This window comes from Pseudarthrobacter sp. fls2-241-R2A-168 (assembly GCF_030209335.1).
Classification (GTDB): domain Bacteria; phylum Actinomycetota; class Actinomycetes; order Actinomycetales; family Micrococcaceae; genus Arthrobacter.
On record NZ_JARVSG010000010.1, the window covers coordinates 174218 to 185931 of the forward strand.

The window sequence follows — 11714 nt, forward strand, 5'->3', positions numbered from 1 at the left end:
ACAATGCTTTCCCCTCGCAGCATGGCCGCAGGAAGGGGGTGCAGGAGCTACTTTTTGGGGACCAACAGCTCGCCGGTGACGTACTGCGCACGGCCGAATCCGAACGACCAGTCGCCGGCGCTGTTTTCTACGTAACCGATGAACACATCCTCACCGGCCACCCCCACCCCGGCAAGCTTGTCGGCAACAGCGGCAAAGAGGCGCTGCTTCGCCTCCTGCGAACGCCCGCCCTGGGTAAAGATCTGGATCATCACCACTTCCCCGGTCCGCTCGAAGCCCAGCCCAGCGTCCTGGGCGAAAATTTGCCCCTGCGGGTGCTCGGTAAGGATGTGGAAGTAGTCGCGTTCCGGAATGCCGTACTCAGCAAGGATCGCATCGTGGATCCCGCGGCTAAGCCGCTGCAGGTCCTCGGCGGAACGGCCTTCATTGACATCAATACGGACGAGGGGCATCAACCTTCTCCTTCAATAATTTGTCCTGACATACTAACAAAGCTTGCGAGTTCAAGACAAGGCCTACGGGTCTTGAAGCGCAGACCTGCCAGGAGTACGGTTAAACAACCGAGAGGTTGATAAACAAGAAGGTTGACTAAGAGAGGCCCGTCATGATCTCCGAAAGCGCGGCACTGGACTCGGCCTTTATGGCCCTGGCCGACCCCGTGCGGCGGAGCATCATCGCCCGGCTCAGCCGGGGCCCGGCCACTGTTAATGAATTGGCAGAACCGTTCGCGATCTCCAAACAGGCGGTCTCGAAACATATCCAGGTGCTCGAGCAGGCGGAACTGGTGACCCGGACCAGGGATGCGCAGCGCCGGCCCGTCCACCTGAACCCGGCACGGCTTGAGGCCCTCACCGCCTGGATCGACCAGTACAGGCTGGTCCGCGAAGGGCAGTTCCGCAGCCTCGACGCCGTACTTAGATCAAAAGCTGCGGCCCGCAGCGACAAACCCAAGGAGTCATCATTCCCTGAAACTCAGCGTTCCTGAGGGCGTCCCCTTCATCGATTACGAGCGCGAGTTTGATTTCCCGGTCGCGGACGTGTTCCGGGCCCACAAGGAACCGGACCTGATCGTCCAGTGGCTGGGCCCCCGGGGCTACAAAATGGACATCGACCACTACGATTTCCGCACCGGCGGCAGCTACAGCTACCTGCACACCGGGCCCGAGGGCGTGCCCTACGAGTTCAAGGGCATCTTCCACACCGTCCGCGAGAACGAGTTCGCCATCCAGACCTTTGAGTTCGGCGGGTACCCGGATGTGGTCAGCCTGGAGTTCATGACGTTCGAGGACCTTGGCAACGGCCGGACGCGGCTGCGCGGCCATTCGGTCTACCCCAGCCAGGAGGCACGCGACGGCATGGCGCAGTCCGGCATGGAGGGCGGCATGAGCGAAGGCTACGAGCGGCTGGAAGAGCTGCTCAGCGGCGCCAAGGTCTGAACAAAAAAGTACGACGACGGCAGGTCACCTTTTCGGGAAAGGTGACCTGCCGTCGTCGTACTTCAACAACTAACTCGTTAAACAGCAACGCGGGGTCACTTCCCGCCCATCCCACTGTGTGGAACGGGCGTTAAGTGACCCCGCGTTGTTCTAAACGGAACTTCTAGAGGGCTGCGTAGACTTCGCGCAGCAGCTTGGCGGTCTCGGACGGCGTCTTGCCGACCTTCACGCCTGCAGCCTCGAGGGCTTCCTTCTTGGCCTGTGCGGTACCGGCGGAACCGGAGACGATGGCGCCGGCGTGGCCCATGGTCTTGCCTTCGGGAGCGGTGAAGCCTGCCACGTAGCCTACGACCGGCTTGGTGACGTTGGCCTTGATGAAGTCGGCTGCGCGCTCTTCGGCGTCGCCGCCGATTTCGCCGATCATCACGATCGCCTTGGTCTCGGGGTCAGCCTCAAACGCGGCGAGGGCGTCGATGTGGGTGGTGCCGATGACGGGGTCGCCGCCGATGCCGATGGCGGTGGAGAAGCCCAGGTCGCGCAGTTCGTACATCATCTGGTAGGTCAGAGTGCCTGACTTGGAGACCAGGCCGATAGGGCCCTTGCCAGTGATGTTGGCCGGGGTGATGCCCACCAGGGCTTCGCCCGGGGTGATGATGCCGGGGCAGTTCGGGCCGATGATGCGGGTAACCTGGTTGCCGTCGGCGTCCAGCTTGGACTGGGCCAGGGCCCAGAATTCGGCGGAGTCCTGGACCGGCACGCCTTCAGTGATGACCACAACGAGGCCGATGCCGGCTTCGATGGCTTCCACAACAGCGTTCTTGGTGAATGCCGGGGGTACGAAGACGATGGATACGTCAGCGCCGGTTTCGGCGATGGCTTCCTTGACGGTGCCGTAGACGTTGATTTCGTTGTCGCCGTGCAGGACGGTGGTGCCGGCCTTGCGGGCGTTGACGCCGCCCACGATGTTAGTGCCGGCCTTCAGCATCAGGGCGGTGTGCTTGGTGCCTTCGCCGCCGGTGATGCCCTGGACGATGACCTTGGAGTCCTTGTTCAGATAGATAGACATGGTGCGTCCCTTTACTTCGCTGCGTTGGCGAGCTCGGCGGCCTTGTCGGCGCCCTCGTCCATGGTGGCGGCCAGGGTAACCAGCGGGTGGTTGGCCTCGTTCAGGATGCGGCGGCCTTCTTCGACGTTGTTGCCGTCGAGGCGGACCACCAGCGGCTTGTTGGCAGTGTGGCCGAGCTCGGCGAGCGCGCCGACGATGCCCTTGGCAACCGCGTCACAGGCAGTGATGCCGCCGAAGACGTTCACGAACACGGACTTGACCTGCTCGTCGCCGAGGATGACGTCCAGGCCTGCAGCCATGACCTCAGCGGAGGCTCCGCCGCCGATGTCCAGGAAGTTTGCGGGCTTGACGTTGCCGTGGTTTTCGCCGGCGTAGGCAACGACGTCGAGGGTGGACATAACCAGGCCTGCACCGTTGCCGATGATGCCTACTTCGCCGTCCAGCTTGACGTAGTTGAGGTCCTGCGCCTTTGCCTTGGCCTCAAGGGGGTCAGCTGCGTCCTTGTCCTCAAGGAGGGCGTGCTTGGCGTGGCGGAAGTCGGCGTTCTCGTCGAGGGAGACCTTGCCGTCCAGTGCCACGATCTCGCCGGCGCCGGTCTTGACGAGGGGGTTGACCTCCACCAGGGTGGCGTCTTCCTTCTTGAAGACGTCCCAGAGCTTGAGGATCACGTCGGCGACTTTGCCGCGGAGTTCCTCAGCGAAGCCTGCGGCGGCGACGATTTCGTCTGCCTTGGCCTGGTCGATGCCCACGGCAGGGTCGATGGCGATCTTGGCCAGCGCTTCGGGGCGTTCGACGGCGAGCTGTTCGATTTCCATGCCGCCTTCAACCGAGCACATGGCCAGGTAGTTGCGGTTGGCCCGGTCCAGCAGGACGGAGAAGTAGTATTCCTCGGCGATGTCAGCACCCTGGGCGATCATCACCTTGTTGACGGTGTGGCCCTTGATGTCCATGCCCAGGATGTTGGTGGCGTGCTCAAGTGCCTCGTCAGCGGACTTTGCGACCTTGACGCCGCCGGCCTTGCCGCGGCCGCCAACCTTGACCTGGGCTTTGACGACAGTTACGCCGCCGATCTTCTCGGCAGCTGCCTTTGCTTCTTCTGGGGTGTGCGCCACGATGCCGGCAAGCACGGGTACACCGTGCGCCTCGAACATATCGCGCGCCTGGTATTCAAACAGGTCCACGGTTTAGTGTCCTTCTACGTCGAAGTAGTTTCTGTACAGTCGGACACCATCGAAGACGATGACCGGGCTGCGGAATTGCACGCACCGGCGGCCTGTTGGAAACGAGCCACGCGGCGTGATGCTCCACTGGGAACTCTAGTCCTTTGGAGGGACCGGCCCGTCCCAGAGTACCGCTTATGTGAGTAAGGACACTATTCTATGGGGCGTAGAAAAACCGCGGAATTACGGGGTTTTTGAGGGCTCGTGAGGGGCCGGGGAGGCAGTCTCGTCCGGCTTGTAAATCAGTTCGTAATGGTCCGGGGAAACAAAGAATCCGACGCCGGCGGAGACGTTTCCGCACGCCACCCCGCCGTTGTAGGCCGAACAGCGCAGCCCGTTCCCTTCGAGGTTCTGCCCCTCCCCCAGCACCTGCAGTTCGCTTATGTCGCCGGTCTTGCTTCCTCCGGGACCGTACGTTGCCTCCATTTCTGTGACGCCGGAACGGCATTCGCCGTACCGCGCGCTGTCCGGCGTGAGCAGGGCAACGCCGCCCAGATAGCCCAGGTTTGTTCCGGCACAGTCGTCATTGGCGTCCTCGGCCTTTGGCTTGGGGTACCTGGCAAGTTCGCAGTGTGCCACGGGCACCGTCGCCAGTTTGTTGTTGGCCGAATCACTGAAGTTGTTTTGCTCGTAGGGCAGATTCACATGCTCTCCCCTGGCGGCGGTCAGGGAACAGGCAACAGTACGGTCTGCAGTGATGAAGGAGACAACCCCTTCACCGTTGGAGAAGCCTTTGGCATCCACCAAAGGGGTCTGTTCCAGCTGTTCCAAAGGCCGCAGCGGGGGCGGAGGGACGTAGCCGGGATCCTGCGTGGTGATGGTGCAGGCCGTGGCCGCCGCCAGGATGAGGGCGGCGAAGATCCCCAGAACAGTCCGTCGCATGCGCCCCATTATGCTTTACGCCGGTGCTTTACCTGTTGCTGAAGACGGCTTCCACCACTTCGGCGGCAGCCTCGGCAGGATTGTCGGAGCCAAAATCGCGGCCCATCTGCTGGGCCCGTTCCTTCCATGCCGGATCGGCCAAAATGCTGTTTACGGCCTTGCCAATGCTCTCCGCCGAGGGGTTGTCCGTCCGCAGGTTGATGCCCGCTCCGGCGTACTCCACCCTGGCGTTGACATCGTTCTTTCCCTCGTTGATCCCGGACACCACCAGAGGGACTCCCTTGGAAAGTGCGAGCTGTACGCCGCCAAACCCGCCGTTGGTGACAAAGACGTCCGTATGGTCGAAGACGGCGGCAAAGTCGATGTAGTCGTGGATCTGGATATTCGCTTGCGGATAGCGTTCACGGAGTTCCGCCGTTCCGCGGCCTGCCGTCGCCACCATCACTATGGTGTCCGTGTCCTTCAGTGCCTCTATTGCGGGAATGATGAGTTTGTTCGGGTCCAGGTTGTCCACCGTGCCCTGGGTGACCACTACTGTCCTGGCAAAACCTGTTCCGGCGGAACCCTGCGGATCCATGTGCGGCTCCAGTTGCATGGCTGACGTATCCGTTAGCCGGTAGGGCAGGAGCGCCCCGACGTAGTGGACGTTGGGGTTTTCCTTTCTTCGCGGAAAATCGAGGGACCTGGAGCCGGTTTGGATGACGGCGTCCGAGCAGCGGTACGGCTCGTCGGTGAGCCGGCCTCTTTTGGGCACCTCCTGGCCGTAGAACGCGTGCTGCCGTCGGTAGCTTTGGCTGGCGGGGCGAAGTATGACCTTGTCGGAAAGAAGCCCGGCCGCGGCCTGCAGGACCTTTTCCCGGGCGTTGCGCGCGGGGAGGAAACCGAAAAAGAGCGGGGGCACCAGTGGATCGCTTTCCATATTGGGAATCGCAACAAAGGCCACCACCCGCTTTCCCATCAGGTGCACGACGAGCCGGTGGATGAACATGGAACTGTCTGCCACCAGGACATCAAAAGGGAAGGCCTGGTCCAGTTCCCGGATGTCCTCGAAGAAGTTGCTGATGTTGCTGGCGAAGATTTTCTCCCCGTCAAAGCCGATGGCGCGGGGCCCTTTCAGCTTGGCGCGTTCCGGGTAGAGCTCGCTGAGGTTGTCTGCGCGGTGCTCGATGGCGCGCTTGAAAGGGAACAGCGGAATCCCAAGTTCGCGGAGCTTGCCGGCGAGGACCGGGCCTGTGTACCACCGGACATCGTGGCCGCGTTCTTGAAGCTCCTTTGCCACCCCTGTCATGGGGTTGAAATGACCGTCGATTGCCTGGCTGGCGAACAGAATGTTCATGGCCCGCTCCGTCATGTTGGTACGGCTCTGGGGAAACGTTCCTGAACTGTAGACCCGCGCGGGGAGTCGGACAAGGGCTGGGCATTGTGTCCGGCTCCGCCGCTCTTAGGCGTCGAGCTTGGTCAGGGGCGCGTAGCGCAGCAGCAGCCGTTTCTCGCCGACGTCGAATTTCACCTTTGCCACGGTCTTGTCCCCGGCGCCTTCGAGGGCAAGCACCGTTCCGTTGCCGAAACTCGTGTGGTTGACCTTGTCCCCCACACTGACCGCCACGATCTCTTTTTGCGGCTGCACGCGGTTGCGGGCGATCACAGCGGGGACATCGGCGTTGAAGCCGGCAGAGGGGTCGGCGGCAGCACCGCGGGAGGTCCCGGCGCCCCAGAAGGATCCGCTGTAGCGGCCCGAACTGATGGATCCGCCGCCCCAATTGGACTGCCTGCTGGTTCCTTCACGCTTCCATTCCAGGAGATCGGCCGGGATCTCCTCAAGGAACTGGCTGGCAGGGTTGTACTGGCTCTGCCCCCACATGTTGCGGACCTCGGAACGGGTCACGTAGAGCCGCTTCCGGGCGCGGGTGAGCCCTACGTAGGCGAGGCGGCGTTCTTCCGCCAGTTCCTTCGGATCCGTTGCTGAACGCTGGTGCGGGAACAGTCCATGTTCCATGCCGGTCAGGAACACCACCGGGAATTCGAGCCCCTTGGCGGTGTGCAGGGTCATGAGGGTGACCACGCCCAGCCGTTTTGCCTCCGCGACGGCGGCATCAATGTCCGCGCCGGGCGCGTCCGGGATCTGGTCTGCATCCGCCACCAGGGACACCTGCTCCAGGAACGCTTCCAGTGACCCTTCCGGGTTCTCCTGTTCGTATTCACGGACGACGGCGACGAGTTCGGCGAGGTTTTCCACCCGGGACTCGTCCTGCGGATCCGTGCTGGAGCGCAGCGCGGCCAGATAGCCGGTCTGCTCCAGGACGGCTTCCAGTGCTGCCGCCGCGCCCGAGCCGGCGGCCACTTCTGCCAGGTCATCCAGCAACTTCACGAACCCGAGCACGGCATTCACGGACCGGGTTGCCATACCCGGAGCCTGCTCGGCCCGGCGCGCGGCGGCCATAAACGAGGTCCGTTCGCGCTGGGCAAGCGCGGCCACGGCGCCCTCGGCGCGGTCACCGATGCCGCGCTTCGGTTCGTTGAGCACCCGCCGCAGGTTGACGTCGTCGTCCGGATTAACCAGCACACGCAGGTAGGCGAGGGCGTCCTTGATCTCCTTGCGCTCGTAAAAGCGCGTGCCGCCCACCACCTTGTAGGGAAGGCCGACCCGGACCAGCACGTCTTCGATGGAGCGCGACTGGGCGTTGGTCCGGTAGAAGATGGCGACGTCCCCGGGACGGAGGTTCTCCTCGTCCTGGAGCCGGTCGATTTCCTTGGCGATGAACTGGGCTTCGTCGTGCTCGTTCTCGCCCACGTAGCCGATGATCTTGTGACCTTCGCCCTCGGCCGTCCACAAACGCTTTTCCGGACGGTTCGGGTTCCGCGAGATCACCGAATTGGCCGCGCTGAGGATGTTCTGGGTGGAGCGGTAGTTCTGCTCCAGCTTGATAGTCCGCGCCTCGGGGTAGTCCTTCTCGAACTCCACGATGTTGCGGATATCGGCACCGCGGAAGGCGTAGATGGACTGGTCCGAATCTCCCACTACGGTCAGTTCGGAAGCCCCTGGGCCCTCCCCCACAATTTCGCGGACCAGGGCGTACTGGGCGTGGTTGGTGTCCTGGTATTCGTCCACCAGCACGTGCCGGAACCGCCGGCGGTAAGACTCGGCGAGTGCCGGGAAGGCGCGGAACATGTACACGGTTTCGGCGATGAGGTCGTCGAAGTCCATCGCATTCGCCTGCCGCAGCCGCTGCGTGTAGCCCTTGAAGACATCAGCGACAGCCTGCTCGAAAGGATCGTTGTAGTTCGCGGCGGAAGCGTAGGAATCGGCATCGATGAGCTCGTTCTTCAGGGCCGAGATCTTGTGCTGAATGGCTTTGGGCGCGAACTTCTTGGGGTCCAGGTCAAGTGTTTTGGAGACCTGGGTGACCAGGCGCAGGGAGTCGGCGGAGTCGTAGATGGAGAAGTTCGATTTCAGCCCCACATTGGCCGCCTCCTGCCGGAGGATGCGGACGCAGGATGAGTGGAAGGTGGAGATCCACATGATCTTGGCGCGTCCGCCCACCAGTTTTTCGATGCGTTCCCGCATTTCCGCGGCGGCCTTGTTCGTGAAGGTAATCGCCAGGATTTCCCCATGGTGGGCCCGTCCTGTGGCGATCAGGTAGGCAATCCTGTTGCTGAGCACGCGGGTCTTTCCCGAACCGGCACCGGCCACGATGAGCAGGGCGCCGCCTGCATGTTTGACGGCTTCCTCCTGCTCGGGATTGAGCCCCTCCAGCAGCTTGGCCGGGTCCATGCCGTGGCTTCGGTGGGCCTTCGCTTCCGGGACGCCAGCGCGGACGCTTCCGCCCGTCCCCGGAGCCGCAGCTGCGCCCTCGGAAGGCGATTTGGTGCGGGCAGCGGCGGTGGGAGCGGCTTTGAAGGGTCCGTCAGAGTACGGGTCAAACAACATATCCATGGTGCCTACAAGTCTAGGCGGTGGGGCAGACACCCAGCTCCAGCCTGTGGATGACGGGACGTTATCCACATAGGGACTGGGGTTAGCGCCGTTGACTGGGGCGGCTGGAAGACTTTGCTTATGGAACCGATCATGACGGTGGTGCAGCAGGGGGCGGTAAACCGCCCTGGGCCTGTTGTTGGGGATGTCCTGCACACGTTGTCTTTGGTCCGTCCCGCTGCTGACCGGCAAAGAATGATTGACCAGATGCGGGAGCTGGAGGACGTGAAGTCCGCGGCCGCTGCGAAGCAGGCGAGGATCGCCGTGGCCTATGAGCTTGCCGCCCGGCAGGAACAGGCCGAAGCGGGTGTCCCGGTGGATGAGCTTGGTGCCGGGGTGGCAGCGGAAATCGCGCTGGCCCGTCGGGAGTCACCGTCCCGTGGCGCCCGGTTGCTGGGTTTGGGGAAAGCCCTGGTTGAGATGCCCCACACCTTCGCGGCGCTGGAATCAGGCCAATTGAACGAGTGGCGGGCCACCCTGGTGGTGAAGGAAACAGCATGCCTCGCGGTCGAGGACCGGGCCGCGGTAGACGAGGAACTCGCCGCGGACAGCGGCTCCCTGGCTGGCTGTGGGGACCGGGCCATCATCGCCGCGGTCCGATCTGCTGCGTACCGGCGCGACCCACACTCAGTCGCCAGGCGGGCCAGCCACGCTGTGAATGAGCGGAGTGTCACGCTGCGTCCGGCGCCGGACACGATGACCCGGCTGACCGCACTGCTCCCGGTGGCCCAGGGCGTGGCCGTCTATGCCGAGCTGACCCGCCACGCTGACACCCTGAAATCTTCCGGGGAGGAGCGCCCGAAGGGCGCGATTATGGCCGACGAATTGGTCGAACGCGTCACCGGCACCCCGGGCGGCTACACAGGCATCGACCTCCAACTCGTCATGACCGACCGCACCCTCTTCCAAGGCGACAGCGAACCCGCACGCCTCACCGGCTACGGCATCGTCCCCGGCGAATGGGCTCGAAAGGCCATCCGTGGCGAGCTGCTGTCAGACGCGGGACCCCCGCCCTCTGCGGATGATACCGGGCTTCAAGTCTGGCTTCGCCGGCTCTACACAGCGCCGGCGCACGGAGAGCTCGTCGGGATGGACTCCAAAGCCCGGCTCTTCCCGCCCGGACTCCGCCGGTTCATCCAGGTACGGGACGACACCTGCCGAACCCCCTACTGCGACGCGCCCATCCGCCACCACGACCACATCATCCCCTGGCACAACGACGGGCCAACCACCAGCACCAACGGCCAAGGCCTCTGCGAAACCTGCAACCACACCAAAGAAACACCAGGCTGGGCCGCAAAGACGGTTACTCGACCAGGAAAAAGACATTCAGTCGAAACAAGGACACCCACCGGCCACACTTACCGCTCCACTGCACCACCCCTACCGGGGACTGCTTCGCAGTTGATAAACCGCGTGGCTATAGCGGCGGAGGACCGGCAGCGCGATCATCACGTGCGGCAGCGCCGGACCAAAGCGGCGGGACGACTTAAGTTCCATCAAGCCGTGCTGTGGTGATCTTCTATGCCTGTGTTGTTATGCCACCGAGCCGGACTCGAGGGCGGCACGCAACTCACGAACCGCCGTCGTTCCCCCGGCCATGAACCATTCGAGGCCGTTTACGTGAACGGTGTCCACGGCTCCCCCGGCAGCCCGGACGATCGCTTTGCCCGGCAGCCAGTCCCACTCAGGGCAGCTGTGCTGGAACCAGCATCCAAGCTGCCCGTCAGCCACCCGGCCCAGGTCGCAGGACCCGGAGCCCAGCATGCGCAGTGCGGCGGCGGATGTGGCGGCGGCGTGCCACGGCATCGCGCACAGGGGATCCATCAGCCAGCTCGGGTGGATGTAGGTGGCGGCGCCCAGTTTGGCAACGGATGTACTGTTGCGCGCGCCCCGGTCCTGGCGGAACACCGTGAGGGGTTCACCATTCAGCGTTGCCGGGTGGGCCTTGCCCCCGAGCCAAAGCTTGTCTTCCTCCGGCTGGAAAATGGCCCCGAGCATCACATCGGAGGAATCCTTCAGCGCAATCGCGGAGCACCAGTAGGTCGAGCCATGCAGGAAATTGTAGGTGCCATCCACCGGGTCAATCACCCAGGTCCGGCCACTTGTCCCCTGGACCGAAGCGCCCTCCTCCCCCAGGATGCCGTCCTCCGGCCGGCACCGCCGCAGCTGCCCAAGCACGTAGGCCTCGGCGGCATGGTCGGCAGCTGTCACCACATCTGAAACCGACGTCTTCTGTTCGGATTGCAGGCCCGCCATCCGCATCAGCAATGCAAGCTGCCCTGCTTCGCGGACCAGAGCCGCCGCCAGCTCGTAGTCGTCCAGGGAGGGGTCAAGTTCAACAGCGCTGTGCCGGCCAATGGTCATGGCTTCAGTTTATGGGGCGGGATAATGGTGCCATGGCCAAAACCCCTGCCCAGCGGATCAAGAAGCACGGCTCCAAGGCGGCGGTGCCGCAGCACCACCTTCCGCCAGTGGTGAACCCCAGCACGAACCGCACGCCGCGGAAGGCCGAGAACAACAGCAACCTGATCCTGATCGCCGGAGTGGTGGCCAGCCTGTTCCTGTTCTGGTACCTGCACCTGCTCACGCTGGACCAGCTGCGGCAACTCACCACGGGCGGCCTGGCCATGCCGGACTCCCTCATCGGCGGGTTCGACGCCAACTACATCGGCCAGCTGCACACCGCCATGGATGACGACGCCCGCGGCCAGCTCAACTACGTCCACAAAACCGCCGGCACCCTGTTCCCTCTGATCTTCGGGTTCACCTGGCTGCTGCTGATCGGGACAAGTGTTGCCAGGAAGGCACTGCGCTGGGCGCTGTGGGCCCTTCCGCTGCTTTTTGTTGTGGTCCGGCTCTGGGCCAACGTGGCCATCGACGGCGTGCTGGCGTCAGCAACCCCTGACGCCGGCCAGATGGCCCTCGCGTCCGGCCTTACCGTAGCCGGCTGGCTCCTGCTGGTCCTGAGCCTGCTCGCCGGCGCCGCCGCTGTGCTCCTGCGGAAAAGGCCGCAGCGGCAAGTGGCCTGATAGAACTCCCCATTCCGGTTCCTAAGAGGGCCCGGATAGGGTATTGGCTACGGGCGCTGGATGCCTGTTGCGGACACTTCATTGGGGGATCCTTGGGGGAATCAC

Annotated in this window: 11 protein-coding genes; 4 read left to right on the forward strand and 7 right to left on the reverse strand. The window is 63.6% G+C overall.

Annotated features, from left to right (window positions below):
* Positions 1 to 47: 47 nt before the first annotated feature.
* Positions 48 to 452, reverse strand: a complete 405-nt coding sequence (locus tag QRN11_RS07835) for a tautomerase family protein (protein ID WP_285250530.1) — start codon at positions 450 to 452, stop codon at positions 48 to 50.
* A 152-nt stretch (positions 453 to 604) separates the two neighbouring features.
* On the opposite strand from QRN11_RS07835, the gene QRN11_RS07840 reads away from it, so the two are divergent.
* Together QRN11_RS07840 and QRN11_RS07845 are read left to right on the forward strand one after the other, a co-directional pair.
* Positions 605 to 985 carry an ArsR/SmtB family transcription factor gene (locus tag QRN11_RS07840; protein WP_285250531.1) on the forward strand — a complete coding sequence of 127 codons (381 nt, stop codon included), beginning with the start codon at positions 605 to 607 and terminating at the stop codon, positions 983 to 985.
* Positions 927 to 1436: an SRPBCC family protein gene (locus QRN11_RS07845; RefSeq protein WP_285250585.1), complete on the forward strand. Its 510-nt coding sequence runs from the start codon at positions 927 to 929 to the stop codon at positions 1434 to 1436. Before QRN11_RS07840 ends, QRN11_RS07845 begins: the two co-directional genes overlap by 59 nt.
* Positions 1437 to 1599: 163 nt before the next feature.
* Here QRN11_RS07845 and sucD read toward each other — a convergent pair whose 3' ends face one another.
* The 5 genes from sucD to pcrA all read right to left on the reverse strand — a co-directional run bounded on the left by sucD (position 1600) and on the right by pcrA (position 8538).
* The gene (sucD, locus tag QRN11_RS07850; protein ID WP_091417276.1) at positions 1600 to 2502 is read right to left on the reverse strand and encodes a succinate--CoA ligase subunit alpha; all 903 of its coding nucleotides are present in this window, start codon (positions 2500 to 2502) and stop codon (positions 1600 to 1602) included.
* Between the two features lie 11 nt (positions 2503 to 2513).
* Positions 2514 to 3683, reverse strand: coding sequence for an ADP-forming succinate--CoA ligase subunit beta (sucC, locus tag QRN11_RS07855; protein ID WP_050056227.1), 1170 nt, complete (start codon positions 3681 to 3683; stop codon positions 2514 to 2516).
* Between the two features lie 222 nt (positions 3684 to 3905).
* Positions 3906 to 4613, reverse strand: a complete 708-nt coding sequence (locus QRN11_RS07860) for a hypothetical protein (RefSeq protein WP_285250532.1) — start codon at positions 4611 to 4613, stop codon at positions 3906 to 3908.
* 19 nt (positions 4614 to 4632) lie between these two features.
* Entirely contained in the window at positions 4633 to 5940 is a 1308-nt protein-coding gene (locus QRN11_RS07865) for a glycosyltransferase (protein WP_285250533.1), read from the reverse strand.
* Between the two features lie 105 nt (positions 5941 to 6045).
* Positions 6046 to 8538 carry a DNA helicase PcrA gene (gene pcrA, locus QRN11_RS07870; protein ID WP_285250534.1) on the reverse strand — a complete coding sequence of 831 codons (2493 nt, stop codon included), beginning with the start codon at positions 8536 to 8538 and terminating at the stop codon, positions 6046 to 6048.
* Between the two features lie 120 nt (positions 8539 to 8658).
* Here pcrA and QRN11_RS07875 point away from each other — a divergent pair, with 120 nt between their 5' ends.
* Positions 8659 to 10095 carry an HNH endonuclease gene (locus QRN11_RS07875; RefSeq protein WP_285250535.1) on the forward strand — a complete coding sequence of 479 codons (1437 nt, stop codon included), beginning with the start codon at positions 8659 to 8661 and terminating at the stop codon, positions 10093 to 10095.
* 18 nt (positions 10096 to 10113) lie between these two features.
* Here QRN11_RS07875 and QRN11_RS07880 read toward each other — a convergent pair whose 3' ends face one another.
* Positions 10114 to 10944 (reverse strand): inositol monophosphatase family protein, encoded by an 831-nt coding sequence (locus QRN11_RS07880; protein WP_285250536.1) that lies wholly within the window; start codon positions 10942 to 10944, stop codon positions 10114 to 10116.
* Between the two features lie 32 nt (positions 10945 to 10976).
* On the opposite strand from QRN11_RS07880, the gene QRN11_RS07885 reads away from it, so the two are divergent.
* Positions 10977 to 11609: a hypothetical protein gene (locus tag QRN11_RS07885; RefSeq protein WP_285250537.1), complete on the forward strand. Its 633-nt coding sequence runs from the start codon at positions 10977 to 10979 to the stop codon at positions 11607 to 11609.
* The last annotated feature ends 105 nt before the right edge of the window (positions 11610 to 11714 follow it).